Below are 22289 nucleotides of genomic sequence, written 5' to 3' on the forward strand. Positions count from 1 at the left end.
TCGCATGGCGGGAAAAAGGGGAACCCCTCTTTTCCCGGAGCATCAATCTTTGCGGAACACCAGCCGGCCCAGCCAGCCGGTTATCATCGCCAGCGATATGGCGAAGACACCGTAGAGGAACGAATAGTCGTGGGCGACGCGGAAGATCGATTGTTCGAAGCCCGATTTGCGGATTTCGAGCTGCGCCGAACTCTCCTTGATGAACAGGCCGCTCTTGAACAGGAAGGCGCGGGCCTTGTGGGTGCCGACCGGCACGTTCGGCGCCAGCCTGACCGTGGCGCGAAACAGGTTCTGCGACAGGAATTGCACGCCGCCGACATTCTCGCTGTAGAGCCCGGCGGCGGCCTTGCGCTCGCGCAGTGCCGCCGTGAATTCCTCGATCGTCGCCGGGCTGTCGCCAGCATCGGCTGGCTGCATGTAGAGGTTGGAGGCGCCGAGCGACAATTGCTTGTAGCTGTTGGGTTCGGTGATGTCCTGCAGGGGCCGTGTGGTCGCCACCGAATAGGACACCGGCACGTTCTCGAAGGTTTCCGAGTCCAGATTGACCCAGACACCCAGCACCCGGTCCTTGCGGCGCACCACCACCGGTTTTGGCGGCCCTTCGAGCACGACGATGACGTCGTAGCGGCCCTGGCGTGCCACCAGTGGGTCGGGATTTTCCAGGGATCCGAAAATGGTCAGATCGGCGCCGGAAAACCCGGCGGTGATCGACACCGCATCGGTGGAAAGGCCGATCTGGATGCCTTCCGTCAGCGGCGTCTGCGCCTTCGCCGGCGCGGCGGCGGTCAGGGACAGGAGGGCGACGGCCGCGAGCGCTTTCAGGCCTTTCATCAATTGAGGCCCACGGCGGACAGCGAATAAAGGTTGGGCGGCGTGACGAACAGATCGATGGCGAGCCGGATCGCCACCGCCAGCACCAGCAGCGCCAGCAAGGCCCTCAATTGTTCGCCGCGCAGCCGTTGGCCGGCCTTGGCGCCATATTGTGCCCCGGCCACGCCCCCGGCCATCAAAAGGAAGGCCAACATCACATCGACGGTCTGGTTGGTGGTGGCGTGAACCAGCGTCGTGTAGGCGCTGGTGAAGATGATCTGGAACAGCGAGGTGCCGATGACGACATTGGTCGGCACTTTCAAGAGATAGATCAGCGCCGGCACCATGATGAATCCGCCGCCGACACCCATGATCGACGACAGGAAGCCGATGCCGGCGCCAAGGCCGAGCACCGGGATGACGCTGACGAAAAGTTTCGACGCCCGGAAGCGCATCTTCAGCGGGAGGCGGTGGACCCAATTGTGCTGGCCCGATTTCTTCAGCACCGGCGCCGCGCCGCTGCGCGTGGCGCGCAGCGCGTTGATGCTTTCGACCAGCATCAGCCCGCCGACGGTGCCGAGCAGCACGACGTAGAGTAGCGAGATGAACAGGTCGAGCTGGCCGAGCCTGCGCAGCAAGCCGAACACGTAGATGCCGCCCGTGGAGCCGACGACGCCGCCGGCCAGAAGGACGCTGCCGAGCTTGAAGTCGAGCGTGCCTCGCTTCATGTGCGACAGCACGCCGGACACGGACGAGGCGATGACCTGGTTGGCGCCGGTGGCGACCGCGATGGCTGGCGGGATGTTGTAGAAGATCAAGAGCGGGGTGATGAGAAAGCCGCCGCCCACCCCGAACATGCCCGACAGGAAACCCACCGCGGCGCCCATGGCCAGCAGCACGAAGACGTTGACGGAAATTTCCGCGATCGGGAGATAGATGCCCACCCGTCAGTCTCGATCAGTTTGCCTGTCGGCGAATAAAGCCGTTGCGGGCAGTATCGCATCGAAAAGCCAATTTTTCCTTGCGCCGACGCGGCAGCGGGGTCAAACCCCGCCACCGCGCCGAAACAAAAAATAACTCAATCAGTTAACAGGCAAATGTATGGCAAGGGCGTCGTGGAAACGACGCTTCTGCCGTTATTTGCGCGCCAGCAATGCCTTGACCAGTTTTTCGTCGACCGCGCCGGTCGCCGGCAGCTTGTTGGCGGTCTGGAAAGCGATGATCGCGTTCTTGGTTTTCTCGCCCATCACGCCGTCGGCGCCGCCGGCGTCATAGCCGTTCTTGTTGAGGATGAGCTGGATGTTCTTGACCGCCTTCTTCATGTCGATGCCGGCGGTCGTCTGCGGCGTGCCTTCCTGCCAGGATTCGGGAATGTCCACCGAATTGGCCGCCGCGTTGAGCGGCTTGGCCTTCCACAATTCTGTCGCGGCGCGCGCCCGCTCGAGCTGCTCGGGCCGCAGCGCATTGGCGATCTCGTCGCGCTTGGCCGCGGCATCCTTGTCGCCGGTCTTGGCGACAAGCGCGAACCATTTGTAGGACTCTTCCAGGTTCTGCTTCATGCCGACGCCCTTGGCGGCGAGGATGCCGAGATTGAACTGGCTGTCCTTGACGCCGAGGTCGGCGGCCTCCTGGAACCAGTGCGCGGCCGATTCATTGTCGGTCACGCCGTCAGCAGCCATGGCGAACAGCACCGCCAAATTGTGCATGGCGCTGGCGTTGCCCTGCGCGGCGGCGAGTTGGTACCAGGTCTTCGACTTCTTGACGTCGCGCGCGACGCCAATGCCCTTCTCGTAGAAATTGCCGATGCGGTATTCGGCCGGAGCGAAGCCGAGTTCCGCCGATTTCTCGTACCATTTGGCAGCCGTCGCCATGTCTTCCTTGACGCCGCGCGACTCCGCATAGCGCGAGCCCACTTCGAACAGTGCCTTGGCGTCACCAGCGGCAGCGGCATCGCGCAGGGCGGCCGGGCCGGCATCGGCCGGGATGTCGAACTTGGCCGCCGCGGTCGCCGCCGGCTTGTCCATGGGGGCAACGGCGCCGGTCGTGTCATTGGCCGTGGCCTCGGTCGCCACTGGCGCGGCAGGGGCCGGTTGGGCATCGGCATCCGTCGCCTGCGTGACGCCGGCGATGGTGGCTGGGGTCGGATCCGTTAAGGTAGGAGCAGCGGTCATCGGAGCAATCGGCGCCGGCGCGGCCGAAGCCATCGCATCGGGAGCGGTCGTGCTCGGGCCGGAAGCCATTGCCGACGCGACTGGGGCCGGAGTGGGCTCTGCCGTGGGCGCCGTGCCGGGCATCGCGTCCGTATCCGACGGCATGGCCATGACGGGCTGCGCCGCCATGTCGTCCTTGGCCGCCGTCGCGGATTGTTCGGCCTGCCTGACGCCGCGGGCCGGCGCGCTGTCCGTGGCGGTCGGCTGGATTTCGGTCTTCGGCTGGCTGGCGGTGTCGAGAGATGCCGTCTGCACCGGCTGCGAGGCGACGATCGGCAGCGCGTCGTTGCTTGCCACCTGGGCGGGATCCGAGAGAAACGCCTTGCCGAGCTGCAGGCCGGCAAGCGCCAGCATGATCGCGGCCGCCGCCATCAGGATCGGCTTGCGCCGCGCCTTGAGCAGATCGCCTATCCTGAGCGCCTTGACCGGGCCCTTCATCGTCGACTGGCGCTTCAGGGCGTCGGCCTCGGCCGCGGCCGCCTGCGCCGCGCGCCGGGCAGCGGCGATGAAATCCGATTTCGCCGCGTCGCTGTCGCCGGACTTTGCCGGTTGTCCCCGCTCGTCGCGCACGCGCTTCATGATGGCATTGAGGTCGGGCGCGCCGGAGCCGGGCTCCAGCGGGCGGTTGGCGATTTTGGGGTCGAGCGGCTCGTCGAGATCGACACTGGGGATATCGGTGCTCGGCGCCGAGCCGGCAAGCGGCGGAACATCGGCTGCCTTCTTGCCCTTGAAGGCGCGTGCCAGCCCGCCGAACATCGATTTGCGGCCCGCCGGCTGGCCTTTCTCGGCGCTCGTGTCGGAACCGAGTGCGGCCATCGCGGCGGCGGCGGCGGCTTCCGCGGGCGAACGCGCGCCCGGCCGGGCGGAAAAGCCCGTCTCCACGTGCAGTGCCGGTTCGCCTGATGAGGCAGGCTCGGCGCGCAATATGGCCGCGGCACGCGCGTCCAGATCGGCCATGTCGCCGGTCAGCGGCAGCGGCTCGTCCATGGTCATCGAGGGTGCGTTCACGGCCATCTTGGGCCGCCGCACGCCACGCCAGCCGCTCGGTTCGGCCGGAACCGCATCCAGCAGTTCGCTTACCGCTTCGGACGGTTCGCTGGTTTCCAGCGAACCCAGCCTGTCCACGATCTTGAGCAGTGTATCGTGAATGGCCTCGAAGGTACGTGAATTGCGTTCGTCGGAACGCCGCGTCAATGTCTCCAGCGTCTTCAGGTCCTGGGCGAGGCCAGACACCGCGGCCGTATTGGTGCTCGTTCCGGCCAGCGAGCGCACCGCGTTCTCGGCCGCCTCGCGTGCCGCACCGAGGATGGAATCGCGGGTGCCGGCCAGTGCTTTTTCGATTTCGTTGAGGCGCGGGCTGATGTCCTCGAAGTCCGGCAGCGGCATGCTTGGCTTGGAAAGATGCGCCGACAGGCCGGCGACCTGCGCCTCCAGGCTGCGGATCAGCGCCGGATCGATGCCGGCGACCTGGGCCGCCGAAGCGTCCAGACGGCTTGAAATGTCCTCGAGCCGGCTTTCCAGCCCGCGGATAGCCGCCTCGCCGGCCGGATCGGGAGCGCGCGTTTCCATGCGCTTGGCCAGTGCGGTGAAGCGGGCATCGATGGCGTCCATGATGCCGGCGCTGTCGATCTGCGGCATGCTGCGCTGGTCCAGCCGGTCGGCAACTTCGTCCAACCGGCGCTCGAGATCGCGAAACAGCATGTTGCCCTGTTCGATGGCATCGCCCTGGCGGCGCTCCATCATGCCGGACAGCACGTCGAAGCGCTGCTCCAGCCCGTGGAATATGTAGTCGGCGTCGGGCATGGCCGGCGCCTGATCGATCTTGTCGGCGATCAGCGCGATCTGCTTGGCAAGCCGTTCCATCGCCTGCTCGGGCAGGTTGGCGCGGCCGGCGAGGTCATCGACTCGGCTCGACAGCGTGTTCAGCCGGTCGATCACGACATTGCCGGGACGGTCCTGCGCCACTTCCTCGATCTGCTGGGCGAGCGAGTCGATCCGCTTCTCGATGCGCTCGAAGGCTTCGTGGTCGATTGAGTTCGCCTGTGCGGCGACGGTCGAGGCGACGATGGCGCGGGAAATCTCGTCCAGCCGCTCATCGATCATGGCCAGCGTATCACCGCCGCGATTGTCCTGCTGGCTGGCGAAATGGTCGACCGCGCCCGCCAGCGTGCGAACCTTTTCCTCCAGCGAACGCAGCGACAGCGATTCCGGCAGATTGTTGACGGCGTTGCTGATCTGCTCCAGCCGGTCGGTCAGGGCGGCAAGCGCGGGATCGTCTGACCGCTTGCGCTGGTCGGCGTCGACGCGGTCCTCGAAAGCCGTCCAGCGGCGATCGAAATCATCCCAGCGGCGATCGACCTTCTGCACGCTCTCCTCGCGCGCCAGCGTGTCGAGCGCGGCCTTGACCTGCTCGAGTTCCAGCCGCAGCAGGTTGACGCTCCTGTCGTCGCTCTTCTCCGACAGCGATTTGATGGCGCCGGAGAGCCGTTCGAATTCCACGCCGAGTTCCGCGCTGCCCTTGCCTGTGGCGCCGGACTTGGCGTTCGACTGGAAGGCGCGGTCGATGTCCTTGCGCAGCGCATCGAATTCGCGCTGCAGTCCCGATGTCACCTGATGGCGCAGTTCCTCGCGCATGCCGCGCAATTCGCCGGCGATCTTGCCGACCATCGCGACGCTGTCTTCCTGGCCGCGCACGCGGTCGATGTCACGCGCGATCGCCTGATAATTCTGATCGAAGGCAGGGGAGGGCGCCGGGTTCGGCGCACGCGGTGCCGGCTGCGGATCCTCATACCAGCGCTGCTGGGCGTTCGGCTGCGCGGCGGGATAACGCGGTTCGGTTGCGGGATAACGCGGGTCGGCTGCGGGGTGACGCGGTTCGGCGCCATATTGGCGAGGAGCCGGGCGTGCCGTCGTGTCCTCGCGCGTCTGCCCCAGGCGCTGTTCCAGCGTCTCCAGTGAGCGGTTCAGCTGCTCGAGCGTGGTCTGCGGCTTGCGCTGCCTGCCGGCGTTGAGTGTATCGAGGTAGGACCGCTTGCTGTTCATCGGTGCGTCCGTCTTTCAGATTGGCCGGCTTGCGACCAGCTCCCCAAGTCCCTGCCGGAACGAGGCGACCGCGCTTCCATGCCACGGTGGAAGACAAGCTTCCCGGGGTTTCACCCGCGCTCCGAAAAACCGTGAAAATTCGATACAGGATAACCACGGGTAGCCGACACGCGCACATTTCGCCCAACGTGGTAAACAACGCGTTAACCAAGCTTAAGAAGTTGCAAGGAAGTTGGCTGTCCCCGCCTCCGGTGCGGCATAAAGCACCGTTCTCATAACGCCCTTGCGTCATGAGGCGGCTATCGGTATAGAATTGACGTAAACGTAAAAGGCGCAGCGAGTGTGCTGTTTTGCGATTTGTTTGTCGAAACCACGGCCGGAAGCACGCCCCCGCTTCCAGTCAGGCGACGCATGGTCCGGGACCGCGACGCCACCAGACGGGGAAAGCCAGTGACCATGAAGCTTATCTCGGCCGGCGAGACCGCGGCCAATACCAATAATGCATCCGTCGAAATCGGCGAGGATCTCTCCCGCATCGGCGAAATGGCCAAAAAGTACGGCGTGACGCTGCGCACGCTGCGTTTCTACGAAGACAAGGGCCTGCTCAATCCGCAGCGCGACGGTTCGACCCGTCTCTACACGCGCCGCGACAAGGCCAGGCTGAAGCTGATCCTGCTCGGCCGCAAGGTCGGGTTCTCGCTGCGCGACGTCAAGCAGATGATGGACCTCTACGATCCGACCGGTTCCAACACCAAGCAGCTGCGGCTGGCGCTGGACAAGTCGGAGAAGCAGCTCGCCCGCCTGCAGAAGCAGCGCGCTCTGATCGACGACGCCATCAATGAGCTCAGCGGCTCGATGTCGGCCGTGCGCCAGATGTTGACCGAGCGTTCGGCGCCGCAGGCGAGCGTCGCCAGCTAGCCATACTCCGACACCGTCGGGCTCTTCACCATCAAAGCCGCGTGGCCATGCCGCGCGGCTTTTCACTGTCGTGGCCTGCTGTTCGCGCTGGCTAGAGCAAAGCCGCAACGTTAGGCTCACCGCGCTCGCGGCGGAAATCGTGTCGCATCGAAAATATTGACGTTTACGCAAACGTCAATATTTGCTATTGCGGCTTCGACATTGGCCCGCTTGCCGCGCACGGCTTGATTTCGGGGCCTCATCCGCATGGTGGAGGAAAAGCATGCCGATCTACAGGGCCCCGGTCCAGGACACGCTGTTCGTGCTCAACGAGGTGCTGGGCTATCAGCGCTATTCGAACCTTCCCGGATTCGCCGATGCCACGCCTGACGTGCTGGAGGCAATTCTCGCCGAAGGCGCCAAGCTCGCCGAGAACGTCATGCATCCGCTCAACCGTGTCGGCGACATGGAAGGCTGCGTGCGCCACGACGATGGCTCGGTGACCACGCCCAAGGGCTTCAAGGAAGCGTTCGACCAGTATCGCGAAGGCGGCTGGATGGGTCTGGCGGCCCCTGTCGAGTTCGGCGGCCAGGGCCTGCCCTATGCCGTGCACACGGCGGTGGCCGAATACATGGTCTCGGCCAATATGTCCCTGATGATGTATCCCGGCCTGACCCAGGGCGCGATCGCCGCCATCATCACCCACGGCACCGACGAGCAGAAGGCGACATGGCTGCCCAGGATGGTCGAGGGCAGTTGGACCGGCACAATGAACCTGACCGAGCCGCATTGCGGCACCGACCTCGGCCTGCTGCGCACCAAGGCGGTGCCGAGCGGCGATGGCACCTACAAGATTTCCGGCCAGAAGATATTCATCTCGGCCGGCGAGCACGACATGTCCGACAACATTGTCCATCTGGTGCTGGCCCGCATCGAGGGCGCGCCGGAAGGCGTCAAGGGCATCTCGCTGTTCATCGTGCCCAAGCTCAAGCTCGACGCGTCGGGAAATCCGGGCACAAGGAACACCGTCTCCTGCGGTTCGATCGAGGAGAAGATGGGCATCCACGGCAATTCGACCTGCGTCATGAACTATGACGAGGCCGAGGGAACGCTGCTCGGCGAGGCCAATGGCGGCCTCAAGGCGATGTTCACGATGATGAACGAGGCCCGCCTCGGTGTCGGCCTGCAGGGGCTTTCGCTGTCGGAGATCGCCTACCAGAACGCAGTCGCCTACGCCAAGGACCGTTTGCAGGGCCGCTCGCTGTCAGGCCCGAAGGCGCCGGACAAGAAGGCCGATCCGATCATCGTCCATCCCGACATCCGCCGCTCGCTGATGACCATGAAGGCCTTCAACGAGGCCGGCCGTGCGCTGGCGCTGTGGACGGCGATCAAGTCGGACGTCGCGCACCGCTCCGCCGACGACAAGGACCGCCAGGCGGCCGACGATTACACCGGCTTGATGACGCCGGTGGTCAAGGGCGTGCTGACCGACAAGGGTTTTGATCACGCCGTCATGGCGCAGCAGGTGTTCGGCGGCCACGGCTATATCGAAGAGCACGGCATGAGTCAGTTCGTGCGCGATGCCCGCATCGCCATGATCTATGAAGGCGCCAACGGCATCCAGGCGCTCGACCTCGTCGGCCGCAAGCTCGGCTTGCATGGCGGCCGCGCCATCCAGGCCTTCTTCAAGGAAGTCGGCGAGTTCTGCGAGGAAAACCGCGCCAACGAGAAAATGGCGGCCTTCACCAAGGGTCTGAAAAAGGGTCTCAACGATCTGCAGGCGGCGACCATGTGGCTGCTTCAGAACGGCATGGCCAAGCCCGACAATGCCGGTGCCGCCTCGACCGACTACATGCACCTCTTCGGCCTCGTGGCGCTGGGTTACATGTGGGCGCAGATGGCCAAGGCGGCGCAGGGCAAGACCGGCGCCAACGGCTCCCAGTCCTTTTACGACAACAAGGTCGTGACGGCGCGCTTCTTCATGGAACGGATCATGCCGGAAACCTCGGCGCACCTGGCCCGTATTTCGAGCGGCGCCGATACGCTGATGGCCCTGCCGGCGGAAGCGTTCTAAGCTCGGTCCTGCTAGCCTTTCTGCCTGTCGATACGCGGAGGAAATCGTGGCCACAAATCCAGCTGAAGTGCTCTCCGTGCCGAAGCCCGCCTGGGCGGCCGACGAGGTCGGCATGCTCTACGACATGGCGACCCGCTTCATGGCGGAGGAGATCGCGCCGCGCTACGACGAGTTCGAGAAGAACGAGATGGTCGACCGCGAGAGCTGGCTGAAGGCGGGTGCGGCCGGCCTGCTCTGCGCTTCCATGCCGGAGGAGTATGGCGGCTCGGGCGGCACCTTCGCGCATGAGAGCGCCATCATCGAGGCGATCGGCCATGTCGGCGTCGACGGCTTCGGCATCGGCTTGCACAATTCGATCGTCGCCCCTTACATCCTCCATTACGGCTCGGAGGAGCAGAAGAAGAAATGGCTGCCCAGGCTCGCCACCGGCGAGCTGATCGGCGCTATCGCCATGACCGAACCTGGCGCCGGCTCCGACCTGCAAGGCGTCAAGACCCGCGCCGAGAAGGACGGCAACCAGTACAAGATCAACGGCTCCAAGACCTTCATCACCAACGGCCAGCTGGCGAACTTCATCATCGTCGTCACCAAGACCGATCCGGAAAAGGGCGCCAAGGGCACCTCGCTGATGATCGTCGAGACCGACGAGGTCGAAGGTTTTGAGCGCGGCCGCAACCTCGACAAGATCGGGCTGAAGGCCAACGACACCTCGGAACTGTTCTTCAACGACGTGCGCGTGCCGACCGCCAATCTGCTCGGGCACGAAGAAGGACAGGGCTTCGTCCAGCTCATGCAGCAATTGCCGCAGGAGCGGCTGCAGATCGGCACAGGCGCCATCGCCATGATCGAGCGGGCGCTGGCGCTGACCATCGATTACGTCAAGGAGCGCAAGGCCTTCGGCAAGGCGATCATCGACTTCCAGAACACCCAGTTCAAGCTGGCCGAGTTGAAGACCGAGGCCACCATCGGCCGCGTCTTCTACAATGACTGCGTCACCCGCCACATCAATGGCGGCCTCGATCCGGTCACCGCCTCGATGGCCAAGTACTGGCTCTCCGACCTGCAGGGCAAAGTCGTCGACGAATGCCTTCAATTGCATGGCGGCTATGGCTACATGAATGAATATCCGATCGCCCGCATGTTCCGCGACGCTCGCGTCCAGCGCATCTACGGCGGCACCAACGAGATCATGAAATTGCTGATCGGACGCTCGCTCTGAGCAGCTCTCTTCAGCGAACCCAAGGAGCATGAAAATGGCTGATGCTTATGTCTATGACGCCGTGCGCACGCCGCGCGGCAAGGGCAAGAAGGACGGATCGCTGCACGAGGTGCCGGCAGTGCGGCTCGCCGCCAGGACGCTGGAAGCGCTGCGCGACCGCAATGGGCTCGACACCGGCACGGTCGACGACATCATCTTCGGCTGCGTCGATCCGGTCGGCGAGGCGGGTTCGGTCATTCCGCGCGCCGCCGCCTTCGAGGCCGGCTACGACACCAAGGCGCCGGGCATGCAGATCTCGCGCTTTTGCGCTTCCGGGTTGGACGCCATCAATTTCGGCGCCGCCAAGATCGCGCAGGGCGCCGATGAAATCGTCATCGCCGGCGGCGTCGAATCGATGTCGCGCGTCGGCATGGGCGCCTCGGGCGGCGCCTGGTTCATGGATCCTTCGGTCGGCCTGCCCGGCTGGTTCGTCCCGCAAGGCATTTCGGCCGACCTGATCGCCACCAAATACGGTTTTTCGCGCGACGATGTCGACGCCTACGCGGTCGAGAGCCAGAAGCGCGCCGCGAAATCCTGGGCCGACGGCCGCTTCAAGAATTCGGTCATTCCGATCAAGGATCAGAACGGCCTGACCATTCTCGACCATGACGAACACATGCGGCCGTCGACCGACATGCAGTCGCTGGCCTCGCTCAACCCGTCCTTCGTCATGCCGGGCGAAATGGGCGGCTTCGACGCGGTCGCGGTGCAGAAGCATCCGGAAGTCGAGGAGGTGAACCACGTCCACCACGCCGGCAATTCGTCCGGCATCGTCGATGGCGCTGCTGCCGTGCTGCTCGGCTCCAAGAAGGCCGGCAAGGCGATGGGCCTCAAGCCGCGCGCGCGCATCCGCACCTTCGCCAATATCGGCTCCGAACCGGTGCTGATGCTGACCGGTCCGGTCGACGTCACCGAGAAGCTGTTGAAGCGCGCCAAGATGAAGCTGTCGGATATCGACCTGTTCGAGCTCAACGAGGCCTTCGCCTCGGTGGTGTTGCGCTACATGCAGGCCTTCGAGATCCCGCACGACAAGATCAACGTCAATGGCGGCGCCATCGCCATGGGCCATCCGCTCGGCGCCACCGGCGCGATGATCTTCGGCACGGTGCTGGACGAACTCGAGCGCCGCGACTTGAACACCGCGCTGGTGACGCTCTGCATCGGCGCCGGCATGGGCACCGCAACCATCATCGAACGCGTCTGACGGGGAGAGAACGATGAGCTACACCAATTTCAGCCTCGACACCGACGCCGACGGCATCGCGCTGGTCACCTGGAACATGCCCGACCGCTCGATGAACGTCTTCACCGAAGAGGTGATGAACGAACTCGACAAGATCATCGACCAGGTTGTGGCCGACGCCGGCATCAAGGGCGCGGTCATCACCTCGGGCAAGGACAGCTTCTCCGGTGGCGCCGATCTCACCATGCTGCAGAAGATGCTGACCGTGTTCGCCACGGAAAAGGCCAGGGATCCGGAGAAGGCGGCAAAGCTGCTGTTCGACAATGCCGGCCGCATGGGCGGCCTGTGGCGCAAGCTCGAAACATCCGGCAAGCCATGGGTCTCGGCGATCAACGGCACCTGCATGGGCGGCGCCTTCGAATTGTCGCTCGCCTGCCATGGGCGCGTCGCGGCGGATTCAGACAAGGTCAAGATGGCCTTGCCGGAAGTCAAGGTCGGCATCTTCCCCGGCGCCGGCGGCACGCAGCGCGTGCCACGGCTGACCGATCAGCAGCAGGCGCTGCAGATGCTGACCTCGGGCCAGAACCTGTCGCCGCAGAAGGCGAAGGCCATGGGCCTCATCCACGAGATCGCTGAACCAGCCAAGCTGGTCGAGACGGCAAAGGCCATGATCAAAAACGGTCTGAAAGCCGTTCAGCCATGGGACGAAAAGGGTTTCAAGCTGCCCGGCGGCCCGGTCTATTCGGCGGCCGGCGCCAATCTGTGGCCGCCGGCCATCGCTATCCTGCGCCGCGAGACCCATGGCAATTATCCGGCCGCCGCCGCGATCCTGAAATGCGTCTATGAGGGCCTGCTGGTGCCCTTCGACACCGCGCTCAGGATCGAGCAGCGCTATTTCACCGAGATCATGCAGTCGAAGGAAGCGGCGGCGATGATCCGCTCGCTGTTCGTGTCGCTGCAGGAGCTGAACAAGGGCGCGCGCCGCCCGGCCGGCGTGCCGGACACCAAGTTCAAGAAGATCGGCATCCTCGGCGCCGGCTTCATGGGCGCCGGCATCGCCTATGTCACCGCCAAGGCCGGCATTCCGGTGGTGCTGCTCGACCGCGACCTGGAGTCGGCACAGAAGGGCAAGGCGCATTCCGACAGCCTGGTCTCCGATCAGGTTAAGAAGGGCCGCGCCAAGCCTGAGGAGAAAGACAAGCTGCTGTCGCTGATCACGCCGACTGCGGACTATGCCGACCTCGCCGGCTGCGATCTCGTCGTCGAGGCCGTGTTCGAGGATTCAGGCGTCAAGAAGGCCGCCACCGAACAGGCGGAGGCGGTGCTGAAGTCGTCGGCGATCTTTGCCTCCAACACCTCGACCATCCCGATCACGGGCCTCGCCAAGAATTCGGCGCGGCCGAAGAATTTCATCGGCATCCACTTCTTCTCGCCGGTCGACAAGATGATGCTGGTCGAGATCATCCTGGGCAAGAAGAGCGGCGACAAGGCGCTGGCCACCGCGATCGACTTCGTCCGCGCCATCAAGAAGACGCCGATCGTCGTCAACGACACGCGCGGTTTCTACGTCAACCGCTGCGTGCTGCGCTACATGTCGGAAGCCTACAAGATGCTGATCGAGGGCGTGCCCGCACCGATGATCGAGAATGCGGCCAAGGCCGCCGGCATGCCGGTCGGCCCGCTGGCGCTGACCGACGAGACGGCCATCGACCTTGCCCAGAAGATCATGAAGCAGACCATCAGGGATATCGGCGACAAGGCCGTCGACCCCAGGCAGATGGCGCTGATCAACACCATGGTCGACGACCATGGCCGCTTCGGCCGCAAGAACGGCAAGGGCTTTTACGATTACCCGGCCAAGCCCGCCAAAAAGAAGCTGTGGCCGGGGTTGAAGGACCTTTATCCGCAGCTCGAGCCCGAAAAGGTCGACTATGAGGAACTGCAACAGCGCCTGCTGGTCACCATCGCGCTGGAGGCGGCGCGGGTGATGGAAGAGGGCATCGTCACCGATCCGCGCGAGGCCGATGTCGGCTCGATCCTGGCCTTCGGCTTCGCGCCCTACACGGGGGGCGCGCTCTCCTACATCGACGGCATCGGTGCCAAGCGCTTCGTCAAGATCGCCAAGGGCCTGCAGAAGAAGTACGGCGCCGAGTTCAAGGCGCCCAAACTGCTCCTCGACATGGCCGAGAAAGGCGAGACTTTCTACGAACGCTTCGATCCCTATGCCAAGCGCGACGTGAAGCAGGCAGCCTGACATAGCGTCATGTATGTCTGGGCATCGACCTGTTCGTCCGCGCCGGCCTGATCACGCTGGCGAGGAAGAATGGCTGGGCGCCGATGATGGGCGGGCTGCAGGCCGTCTACGCCCGCGAGATCCGGCTGTGGCGCCGTTTCGAAGTGGTGTCGTCGATAGAGGCCTGGGCAGGTACCCAGGTCATCGGCAAGCACCGCTTCGTCCTCGACAATGGCGAGACGGCCGCCCTGATCCTGACGACCGCCGGCGTCTACGACCGCAAGGCGCGCCGCTTCCTCGACATTGACGAGGTGGTCGCAGCCCTAGGTCGCGCGGTGAACCCGCGTCTACCGACAGAGGCGGAACGGATTTTCATGACCTCGCACCAGGGTTTGCGCGGTCTGGCAAAGGCGGGCGATTGATCCCGACAATCGGCCTTCCCCGGTGGACAAGAATGTGCGCCGCAGTAGCGCGGCCAGTGGACAAGCCGGCGTTCGAAGACTAGAAGGAAGAGGCATTTTTTCCTGTTTCGAAGGAGAGCACGTCATGCTCTCGCACGACCGCGTCTGGGCTGCCATCGATGCTCTTGCCGAGCGCTATTCGCTTTCGGCTTCGGGTCTGGCAAGGCGCGCGGGGCTCGATTCGACCGCCTTCAACAAATCGAAACGCCTGTCCTCGGACGGGCGGCCGCGCTGGCCTTCGACCGAATCGCTGGCCAAGATCATCGAGGCCACGGGTGCCTCGCTGGATGAATTCACCGGGCTGATCGAGGGGCGGGGCGAAGTCGTCGTCGCGACGTCGCACAGGCGCGCCGTGCCGTTGCTGGGCTTTGCCCAGGCAGGCGCGGGCGGCTTCTTCGACGATGCCGGCTTTCCGGCGGGACAGGGCTGGGATCTCGTCGAATTGCCCGCGCAATCGACCGAAAGCTCCTATGCGCTGCAGGTGCAGGGCGATTCCATGCTGCCGCTCTACCGCAACGGCGACGTCCTCATTGTCGAACCGGGCGCCGTCACGCGCAAGGGCGATCGCGTCGTCGTCAAGACCACGTCGGGCGAGGTGATGGCCAAGGTGCTTGAACGCCAGACCGTCAAGTCGATCGCGCTGGTCTCGCTCAATCCGGAGCATCCGGACCGCGACATCCCCATGCGCGAGGTCGAGTGGGTGGCGCGGATCGTCTGGGCAAGCCAATAGGTGCAACGGGTGCGACTTCCTCATCTTGTCCTGGCGGTTCTGATGGTCCCGGCGATGGCGGCGCTGGTCGTTGCCGGCGGACGCACGCTGAAAGGCAGCGAAAGCACTGTCGTGGTGGATCAGATCGACCCCGGCGCCGATACGATCCCGCAGGCTGACACCGGGACGGCGCCCGAGGAACCCGCCACCTCCGCCATACCTGCTTCGCAGCCGCCAAAGCCGGCGGCCCATTCGCGGGCGATCGATCCGGATGTCGTCGCGCCGCCGGAATTGCCCACCGAGGAGCTCGAGCGGGTCGAGCCGCGCGCGCCGTTGAGCAAGCTGGCGCTCGCAGTGCCGCCCAAGCCGAAGATGCCAGACGACTGGAACGGCACGAAGCTGTTCCAGCCGGTTGCATCCGCCGCCGGGCTGATCGAGGCGAAAGGCTATTCGGTCGCGGTTTCCGGCATCGATGTCGTCAGCCAGGACGAGACTTGCACCGCCGACGGCAAATCCTGGCCGTGCGGGGTCCGTGCACGCACGGCATTCCGCGCCTTCCTGCGCGGCCGCGCGGTGGTCTGCACGGTGCCGCCCGAAGGTGGCCGCGACCGGATAGCGGCGGAGTGCCGGATCGGCAAGCAGGATGTCGGTCAATGGCTGGTCGAAAACGGCTGGGCGCGTGCCGCCAAGGGCGGGCCCTATGTCGAGGCCGGCGACAAGGCACGAAGCGCCAGGAAAGGCATTTTCGGATCGGCGCCGAACCTCGCCGGCATCTCGGCGGCGCCGGCCGCCACCGCCCCGGCGCCTCAGGCGCCGGGCTCGATCCTGGAGGAGGGCTCGATCCTGAAAGAGGAGGGTGGCGCCCTCAAGCCAGCTGACCAGCCAACGCCTTCTGAATGAGAGAGCGGGTCTCGCCGACGCCATAGAGCGCGGCGAAGGACCCGAAGCGTGGGCCGCGTTCCTGGCCGATCAGCACTTGGTAGATCATCTGGAAGAAGGCGCCTGAAACGCCAGGGCCGCCTTCCGGGCTCTGCTTGGAGTGATCCTGGTAGCGGTCGATCTTGCGCGCCACGTTGAGCGAGGCGTTCTGGATCGCCTCGCCGCTGGCGCCCGCCGGCAATTCGCCGAGTGCCTTTTCGAGAGCCACCAGCGCTTCGCGTTCGATCTCGTCGGCCGGGCGGAAGGTTTTCGTCGGCTTCACGAAATCGTCGAAATAGCGGATCGCATAACCTGTCAGCCGGTCGAGTTCGGGATGTGTGGCCGGCGTCACGCCTTGCACATGGCGCGAGATGAAGCCCCACAGCACATCCTTGTTCTGCGCGTTGGAGGCGCTTACCAGGTTGAGCAGCAGCGAGAACGGCACCGGCATGTCGATGGCGGGCGGATTGCCGTCATGCATATGCCAGACCGGGTTGCCCAGCCGCTCCTTCCACTCCTGCCGGGGGTAGGCCGCGAGGAACGTGTAATATTCGTCGACCGCCCGCGGGATGACGTCGAAATAGAGCTTCTTGGCCTGCCTTGGCCGCTGGTACATGTAGAGCCCGAGGCTCTCCGTCGGCGCATAGGTCAGCCATTCGTCGATGGTCAGACCATTGCCCTTCGACTTTGAGATCTTCTGGCCATTCTCGTCGAGGAACAACTCGTAGACGAAATGCTCCGGCGCCCGCCCGCCCAGAATGTTGCAGATGCGGTCATAGACCACGGCATTGGTCTGGTGGTCCTTGCCGAACATTTCGAAGTCGACGCCGAGTGCCGCCCAGCGCATGCCGAAATCCGGCTTCCATTGCAGCTTCACCTTGCCGCCGGTGACCGGCAGCGTGGTTTCGGTGCCTTCATCGTCGAAAGTGATGGTGCCGGCCTTGGCGTCGACATGCTTCATGGGAACGTAAAGCACGCGCCCGCTCTTCGGTGAAATCGGCAGGAAGGGGCTGTAGGTCGCCTGCCGCTCCGGCCCGAGCGTCGGCAGCATCACCGCCATGATCTGGTCGTAGCGCTCGGCGGCGCGCAACAGCATCGCGTCGAAGCGGCCCGACTTGTAATATTGCGTCGCGCTGGCGAATTCATAGTCGAAGCCGAACGTGTCGAGGAAGCGGCACAGCATCGCATTGTTATGGTCGGCGAAGCTCGCATAATCGCCGCCGAAGGGGTTGGGCACCGATGACAGCGGCTTGTGCAGATACGGCTCGAGCGCTGCGCGATCCGGCACGCTGTCGGGTATCTTGCGCATGCCGTCCATGTCGTCGGAAAAGCACAGCAGCTTGGTCGCGACCTTGTCCTGCGTCAGCACGCGGAACGCATGGCGCACCATCGAGGTGCGCGCCACCTCGCCGAACGTGCCGATATGCGGCAGGCCCGACGGTCCATAGCCGGTCTCGAACAGGATCGTTTCGGGAAAGTCGGCGCCCTTGTAGCGCTCGATGATCTTTTTGGCTTCCTCGAACGGCCACGCCTTGCTCTCGGCCGCCGCCGCCAGCAGTTCGGGATTGAGATCGATGATGTTTGATCCCGCCATGGTCCTGTTTTCCAAAATTATTCGCCGCTCGGGCTGCAAGTGTCGATTTTCAACCGGTCTCTAGGCGCGCATGGCCGGAGCGTCAACGCGTGGGGCGCTTTTTCCTTGCGGCCCTTGGCTCCCCTTCCTACCTTCGAGCCCCTGTTGAAGGAGTAAAGAATGCCATCGCCGACCCCGCATGACGCCCTCATCTACCTGATGGTCATCGCCTCCGCCTCCGACCGCGACATGACCGACATCGAACTGGCCAGGATCGGCGACGTCGTCCGCTCATGGCCGGTGTTCGAGGATTTCAAGCAGGACCGGCTGGTTGCCGTGGCTCAGGCCTGCCAGAAGATGCTGCATGAGAAGGATGGGCTGGAAGGTGTCCTGGCCCAGGTCGCCGAAGCGCTGCCGGAGCGGTTGCACGACACCGCCTATGCGGCCGCCTTCGAGGTCGCCGCCGTCGATCTGGAGATGCGGATGGAAGAGGTGCGGGTGCTGCAGCTGATCCGCCGGCAGCTCGATCTCGACACGCTGACCGTGGCGGCCATCGGCCGTGCGGCCAAGGCGCGGCTGCGCACGCTCACCTGAAAGCGGGCGTTACGCCCGGATCAGAAAAAACTGACCGGAAAGTAGCGCAGATAGAATTCGGCGAAGGTGCCCTTCATCGAAATCTCCTGCAAGGCGTAGTCGAGGGCCGCGGCCAGGGCCGGATTGTCCCCCCGCGTGGCGATGACCATGCCGGTGCCCAGATATTCGGGCGCCAAATAGGGGCCGCCCGCAAACCGGCAGCAGCCGGCCGCATCGGATCCGCCCAGCCAGAAGGCGAAGCGCATGCCATCGCCAAAGGCCGCGTCGATCTTGCCGGCCTTGAGATCGCCGTAGAGCGCTTCCGGTCCGTCGAAGGGAACGACCTGGACCGTGCTGAAATAGTCGCGCAGCATGCGTTCATGCGCCGAGCCCGCTATCACGCCGACGCGCTTGCCGTGCAATTTGTCGAAGATCGGTTCCGCCAGCGCCTTGCTCTTGGGCATGATGAAGCGCGCCGGAAACTGCAGGTAGGAGCGCGAGAAGGCGTATGTCTGGCGCGATTGCGGCGTTGCGGCGATGCCGGCGATGACAGCTTCGCCTTCGCCTTTCTCGATCGCGCCTTCGAGCTCCGCCCAGGGCAGGGCCTGGATCTGGCACTTGTCGACGATGCCGAGTTCCACGCAGATGGCGCGCGCCAGGTCGATGTGGAACCCGGACAGCTTTCCCGCGCCGTCGAGGAAATTGAAGGGCGGAAAATCCGTTGTCGTCAGGAACCGCAGCCGCGGCAATGCCGAAAGGTCCGGCTTGGGCAGCCGCTCCTTGGCGTCCCATAGTACCGGTACCTGTGGCTCCGCCGCGCGCGCTCCCGCAACCCATGACAGTGCCGCGACGAGCACAGCTGTCAGGACCTGAGACCTCCATTGGAACGCCACGATAGAACTCCGCCGCACCGTGCTCGTGCCGGTTCTGATACGAAAATGGTACAGGCACAATGCTTTTTGATTTCAACGCGTCGATTTCAGGATATGGTTTGGGGGTTGCAAACAGCGGTGGCTGCCCTGGTGGGGTACCAGGGTCGAGAACCACAACCGGAAGCGGGCGCTTTGCAATCCGTGGTCGGTGGCAAAGTGCCGGCAAGGCGCGGACCATGGACTTTAATGCATACGGCAACATGGGGTTGATGTTGCGATGAGTCAGTTCGATCGGACGCTGGAATACATCGACCAGCTGCAGCATGCCGCAACGGCGGCCGCGGTCTGCGAGAAACTGTTGGGCGTAACATCGGAATTCGGCCTGACCGCGCTGATGGCCGGAACCGTCCCGAAGCCGGGCACGCCGACGGGGCAGCAAAAGCAGCATGTGCTGCTTTGCGACTGGCCGGTCGAATGGCTCGAGCGCTATGTGACGCGCAACTATGTCGATCACGATCCCGTCGTCAGTCACATGAAACAGCTGCAGGCGCCCTTCCAATGGCGGGAAGCCGCCCAAGGCATTCGCATCGACAAGAGCAGTGGCGAGGTGATGGGCGACGCCGGCGCCTTCAAACTGCGTGACGGGCTCGCCTTCCCGCTGATCACGCTCGACGGCGAGATCGTCATGGTGTCCCTGGGGGGCGAGGCCGTGGAACTGTCGGCCGCCGAGTTCGGCCTGGTCTCGCTGGTCTCGACCTACGCGGTCGGCCGCGCCATGCAGCTCCACACCATGGCCGGCAAGATCATCGACCATATCGAATTGACGCCGCGCGAACGCGAGTGCCTGCAATGGGCCGCCGTCGGCAAATCCGAATGGGAGATTTCGCAAATCCTCGGCATCTCCGAACACACGTCGGAGAAACATCTTCTTAACGCCAAAAGCAAACTCGGTGCCGTCAACCGGGTGCAGGCAGTCGCCGAGGCCATCAGGCGCGGATACATTAGCTAGGTCGGCCGTGCCGGCCTAGAATTTCTTGCCTACGTGATCACGCAATTTTCGCAGCGAAGCACGGCCGTATCTTCCCCTGAAACACAGGAGACTACGGAATGCTTTTTTGTCTTACGACCAAAGAATTGATGGAACGTCCCGACCTCTGGGAGGCCGTCCATCGGCTGCGCTATCAGATATTCGTCGAGGAAATGGGATGGGAGGACCTGCGCCGCCCCGACGGATTCGAGGTCGACCAGTTCGACCATGACGAGGCGGTGCATCAGATCGTCATCAGGGGCAATGAAGTCGCGGGCTACCAGAGGATGTTGCCGACCACACGGCCGCATCTCTTGACCGAGGTGCTGACCGACCTTTCCGAAGGAACGCCGCCGGCGGGTCCCAACATCTGGGAGTTGACCCGCTATGCGGTGGCGCCGGGCTTTCGCGATGGCCGGCGCGGCGTCTCGACCGTCGGCACGGAATTGATAGCCGGTTTCGTCGAGTGGGGCCTGAAGCGCGGCGTCGACAAGGTGATCATCGAGTTCGAGCCGATGTGGGTGCTACGCGCATTGCAACTGCACTTCCTGGCGACGCCGCTCGGCTATCAGCGCACCTATGGCAACCAGCAGGTCGTGGCGACGCTGCTCACCTTCAACGAGCACACGCTGGACGTGGTGCGATCACGGCGCAATCACCATGCACCCGTCCTGGCCAGGGGATATCCCGACATGTTCGGTCAAAGGAGAGCCTCATGAGACCGGAGACCGCCATGCATCCGCGGCCTGAACTGCGCAACCACGCGCTGATCGTCACCGTCTCATCGAGTGACGGCCGGCCGGTGCTCGACAGGAGGGCCTATGAGAGCCTTGCCAGGACGTTCCACGAAGCCGCCGATAATGACGAGGTGCGCGTTGTCGTGCTGCGTGGCCTGGCGGGCTGCTTCTGTCTCGGCGGCGACTTTTCCGAATTCCTGGACGCCACCAAGCATCAGAAGCTGATTGCCGCCGTCACCGACATGTTCCGCACGCTGGCGATGTTTCCCAAGCCGATCCTGGCCTGCGTGGACGGTGATGCCGTCGGCGTCGGGTGCACCATCCTGTTCCATTGCGACATGGTGATCGCCTCGGGCAAAAGCACGTTCAGGGTGCCGTTCGTCGATTTCGGCCTGGTGCCGGACGCGGCGACCAGCATCCTGGCGCCGCAGAAGCTCGGCTATGCCGGTGCCTTCCGCTTCTTCTGCCTCGGCGACACGCTTCACGCCGAGGATGCCAGGGCGCTCGGCCTCGTCGCCGAGATCGTGCACGACGGCGTCGAGGAGGCGACGCTCGGCCGGGCCAGGCAACTCGCCAAGAAGCCGGTTGCGGCATTGCTGCAGACGCGCGGCCTGCTCAAGGGCAACACCGCCGCGCTATGCGACCGCATCGACCAGGAGATATCGCTGTTCCAGCAGGCGCTGCAGGACGACACCACGCTGAGGCGGCTGCAGCGGATTGCACGCCTGGCTGCCTGAGCCGACGAAGAGGAAGTCCATCAACCGCGCCGCGCTGCCTTCTGGCCGCGCGGCGCCAACAATCTCAGTCCTGCTTGCCCAGGAATGACGGCCCTTCGCCGATGATCTTCTTGTCTTCCTTGCCGACAACATCGAGATCGCGTCCCTCATAGGGCAGCGACAGGAGGATGCGCCGCATCACCGCCAGCCGCGCGCGGCGCTTGTCGTTGGCGCGCACGATGATCCATGGCGCGAACTCCTTGTGGGTGCGCTCGAACATGGTGTCGCGCGCCTTGGTGTAATCGTCCCACTTGGTGATGCCGGCAATGTCGATCGGCGAGAACTTCCAGCTCTTTAGGGGGCTGTAGCGGCGATCGTGGAAGCGCTCGAGCTGCGTCTCCTGGCCGATGTTCAGCCAGAACTTGAAGAAATGGATGCCGTCGTTGACGACCATTCGTTCGAAATGCGGCGTCTCGTCGAGAAACTTCTCGTGCTGTTCGGGGGTGCAGAATCCCATCACGGGCTCGACGCCGGCGCGGTTGTACCAGGAGCGGTCGAAGGTGACGAATTCGCCCGCTGTCGGGAAATGGTCGACATAGCGCTGGTAGTACCATTGTCCCAGCTCCGTCGGCGTGGGCTTGGTCAGCGCGACGTTGCGCGCGGTGCGCGGGTTGAGATATTGGCGCAGCACGAAGATCGTGCCGCCCTTGCCGGCGGCGTCACGGCCCTCGAACAGCGCCATCACCCGCTTGCCGGTCGCCTGCAGCCATGCCTGTGCCTTGACCAGCTCGATCTGCAGTTTCTCGAGCGTCTCGTCATACTCCTCGCCCTTCATCTTCTTGTCGTAGGGGTAGCCGCCCGCGGTCAGCTTGTTCTCCTCGACCCAGTCCGGAAGCTCCGGATTCTCGATATCGAACTCTCGTTCCTTGCCGCCGATCCTGATTTTCAGCGGACCTGAAGTCGGCGTGACGGAGTTTTCCTTGGCTTTTTTCATGC

The 22289-nt window shown here is 64.3% G+C and carries 17 protein-coding genes and 1 pseudogene; 12 read left to right on the plus strand and 6 right to left on the minus strand.

The window, feature by feature from the left end; all coding sequences use genetic code 11:
• Positions 1–42: 42 nt before the first annotated feature.
• The 3 genes from LB569_RS01755 to LB569_RS01765 form a co-directional block, all read right to left on the minus strand.
• Positions 43–831 carry a TIGR02186 family protein gene (locus tag LB569_RS01755; protein WP_224536098.1) on the minus strand — a complete coding sequence of 263 codons (789 nt, stop codon included), beginning with the start codon at positions 829–831 and terminating at the stop codon, positions 43–45.
• A complete protein-coding gene (locus tag LB569_RS01760; protein ID WP_224690820.1) occupies positions 831–1754 on the minus strand; it encodes a sulfite exporter TauE/SafE family protein in 924 nt (307 codons plus the stop codon). Before LB569_RS01760 ends, LB569_RS01755 begins: the two co-directional genes overlap by 1 nt.
• A 192-nt stretch (positions 1755–1946) precedes the next feature.
• A complete protein-coding gene (locus tag LB569_RS01765) occupies positions 1947–6062 on the minus strand; it encodes a peptidoglycan-binding protein (RefSeq protein WP_224690821.1) in 4116 nt (1371 codons plus the stop codon).
• A 456-nt stretch (positions 6063–6518) separates the two neighbouring features.
• Here LB569_RS01765 and LB569_RS01770 point away from each other — a divergent pair, with 456 nt between their 5' ends.
• From LB569_RS01770 to LB569_RS01805, 8 genes and pseudogenes are all read left to right on the plus strand, one after another.
• On the plus strand, positions 6519–6980 hold the full coding sequence (locus tag LB569_RS01770) for a MerR family transcriptional regulator (RefSeq protein WP_140706589.1): 462 nt from the start codon (positions 6519–6521) through the stop codon (positions 6978–6980).
• Between the two features lie 262 nt (positions 6981–7242).
• A complete protein-coding gene (locus tag LB569_RS01775) occupies positions 7243–9033 on the plus strand; it encodes an acyl-CoA dehydrogenase (protein ID WP_224690822.1) in 1791 nt (596 codons plus the stop codon).
• A 46-nt stretch (positions 9034–9079) separates the two neighbouring features.
• Positions 9080–10252: an acyl-CoA dehydrogenase family protein gene (locus tag LB569_RS01780; RefSeq protein ID WP_224690823.1), complete on the plus strand. Its 1173-nt coding sequence runs from the start codon at positions 9080–9082 to the stop codon at positions 10250–10252.
• Positions 10253–10286: 34 nt separating this feature from the next.
• Positions 10287–11495 (plus strand): acetyl-CoA C-acetyltransferase, encoded by a 1209-nt coding sequence (locus LB569_RS01785; protein ID WP_224690824.1) that lies wholly within the window; start codon positions 10287–10289, stop codon positions 11493–11495.
• A gap of 13 nt (positions 11496–11508) precedes the next feature.
• Positions 11509–13728: a 3-hydroxyacyl-CoA dehydrogenase NAD-binding domain-containing protein gene (locus LB569_RS01790; protein WP_224690825.1), complete on the plus strand. Its 2220-nt coding sequence runs from the start codon at positions 11509–11511 to the stop codon at positions 13726–13728.
• Between the two features lie 23 nt (positions 13729–13751).
• A pseudogene (locus LB569_RS01795) lies at positions 13752–14129 on the plus strand (thioesterase family protein); the annotation flags it as partial.
• Between the two features lie 124 nt (positions 14130–14253).
• Positions 14254–14898 (plus strand): helix-turn-helix transcriptional regulator, encoded by a 645-nt coding sequence (locus LB569_RS01800; RefSeq protein ID WP_224690826.1) that lies wholly within the window; start codon positions 14254–14256, stop codon positions 14896–14898.
• A gap of 9 nt (positions 14899–14907) precedes the next feature.
• Positions 14908–15777, plus strand: a complete 870-nt coding sequence (locus LB569_RS01805) for a thermonuclease family protein (protein WP_411970179.1) — start codon at positions 14908–14910, stop codon at positions 15775–15777.
• Here LB569_RS01805 and LB569_RS01810 read toward each other — a convergent pair.
• On the minus strand, positions 15743–17389 hold the full coding sequence (locus tag LB569_RS01810; protein WP_224690828.1) for a lysine--tRNA ligase: 1647 nt from the start codon (positions 17387–17389) through the stop codon (positions 15743–15745). The genes LB569_RS01805 and LB569_RS01810 overlap by 35 nt on opposite strands.
• Positions 17390–17548: 159 nt before the next feature.
• On the opposite strand from LB569_RS01810, the gene LB569_RS01815 reads away from it, so the two are divergent.
• Positions 17549–17962 carry a tellurite resistance TerB family protein gene (locus LB569_RS01815; RefSeq protein WP_140706144.1) on the plus strand — a complete coding sequence of 138 codons (414 nt, stop codon included), beginning with the start codon at positions 17549–17551 and terminating at the stop codon, positions 17960–17962.
• 20 nt (positions 17963–17982) lie between these two features.
• On the opposite strand, the gene LB569_RS01820 is transcribed toward LB569_RS01815, so the two are convergent.
• Positions 17983–18834: a transporter substrate-binding domain-containing protein gene (locus LB569_RS01820; protein WP_224690829.1), complete on the minus strand. Its 852-nt coding sequence runs from the start codon at positions 18832–18834 to the stop codon at positions 17983–17985.
• Between the two features lie 256 nt (positions 18835–19090).
• Between LB569_RS01820 and LB569_RS01825 the strand changes: the two genes are divergently transcribed.
• The 3 genes from LB569_RS01825 to LB569_RS01835 all read left to right on the plus strand — a co-directional run bounded on the left by LB569_RS01825 (position 19091) and on the right by LB569_RS01835 (position 21314).
• Positions 19091–19822: a helix-turn-helix transcriptional regulator gene (locus LB569_RS01825; protein WP_140706140.1), complete on the plus strand. Its 732-nt coding sequence runs from the start codon at positions 19091–19093 to the stop codon at positions 19820–19822.
• A 98-nt stretch (positions 19823–19920) separates the two neighbouring features.
• Positions 19921–20559 (plus strand): acyl-homoserine-lactone synthase, encoded by a 639-nt coding sequence (locus LB569_RS01830; RefSeq protein WP_224690830.1) that lies wholly within the window; start codon positions 19921–19923, stop codon positions 20557–20559.
• A complete protein-coding gene (locus LB569_RS01835; RefSeq protein ID WP_224690831.1) occupies positions 20556–21314 on the plus strand; it encodes an enoyl-CoA hydratase-related protein in 759 nt (252 codons plus the stop codon). The genes LB569_RS01830 and LB569_RS01835 overlap by 4 nt, the downstream gene beginning before the upstream one ends.
• A 64-nt stretch (positions 21315–21378) precedes the next feature.
• On the opposite strand, the gene ppk2 is transcribed toward LB569_RS01835, so the two are convergent.
• The gene (gene ppk2 / locus LB569_RS01840) at positions 21379–22287 is read right to left on the minus strand and encodes a polyphosphate kinase 2 (protein ID WP_224536072.1); all 909 of its coding nucleotides are present in this window, start codon (positions 22285–22287) and stop codon (positions 21379–21381) included.
• Between the last annotated feature and the right edge of the window lie 2 nt (positions 22288–22289).

The organism is Mesorhizobium sp. BH1-1-4 (assembly GCF_020165665.1).
In the GTDB taxonomy this organism is placed as follows: domain Bacteria; phylum Pseudomonadota; class Alphaproteobacteria; order Rhizobiales; family Rhizobiaceae; genus Mesorhizobium.

What these genes read in the sequence shown, in the direction of transcription:
- LB569_RS01755 (WP_224536098.1), bottom strand. Translation starts at nt 831, where the DNA reads ATGAAAGGCCTGAAAGCGCTCGCGGCCGTCGCCCTCCTGTCCCTGACC.
- LB569_RS01765 (WP_224690821.1), bottom strand. Translation starts at nt 6,062, where the DNA reads ATGAACAGCAAGCGGTCCTACCTCGATACACTCAACGCCGGCAGGCAG.
- LB569_RS01770 (WP_140706589.1), top strand. Translation starts at nt 6,519, where the DNA reads ATGAAGCTTATCTCGGCCGGCGAGACCGCGGCCAATACCAATAATGCA.
- LB569_RS01775 (WP_224690822.1), top strand. Translation starts at nt 7,243, where the DNA reads ATGCCGATCTACAGGGCCCCGGTCCAGGACACGCTGTTCGTGCTCAAC.
- LB569_RS01785 (WP_224690824.1), top strand. Translation starts at nt 10,287, where the DNA reads ATGGCTGATGCTTATGTCTATGACGCCGTGCGCACGCCGCGCGGCAAG.
- LB569_RS01790 (WP_224690825.1), top strand. Translation starts at nt 11,509, where the DNA reads ATGAGCTACACCAATTTCAGCCTCGACACCGACGCCGACGGCATCGCG.
- LB569_RS01800 (WP_224690826.1), top strand. Translation starts at nt 14,254, where the DNA reads ATGCTCTCGCACGACCGCGTCTGGGCTGCCATCGATGCTCTTGCCGAG.
- LB569_RS01810 (WP_224690828.1), bottom strand. Translation starts at nt 17,389, where the DNA reads ATGGCGGGATCAAACATCATCGATCTCAATCCCGAACTGCTGGCGGCG.
- LB569_RS01815 (WP_140706144.1), top strand. Translation starts at nt 17,549, where the DNA reads ATGCCATCGCCGACCCCGCATGACGCCCTCATCTACCTGATGGTCATC.
- LB569_RS01825 (WP_140706140.1), top strand. Translation starts at nt 19,091, where the DNA reads ATGAGTCAGTTCGATCGGACGCTGGAATACATCGACCAGCTGCAGCAT.
- LB569_RS01830 (WP_224690830.1), top strand. Translation starts at nt 19,921, where the DNA reads ATGCTTTTTTGTCTTACGACCAAAGAATTGATGGAACGTCCCGACCTC.
- LB569_RS01835 (WP_224690831.1), top strand. Translation starts at nt 20,556, where the DNA reads ATGAGACCGGAGACCGCCATGCATCCGCGGCCTGAACTGCGCAACCAC.
- ppk2 (WP_224536072.1), bottom strand. Translation starts at nt 22,287, where the DNA reads ATGAAAAAAGCCAAGGAAAACTCCGTCACGCCGACTTCAGGTCCGCTG.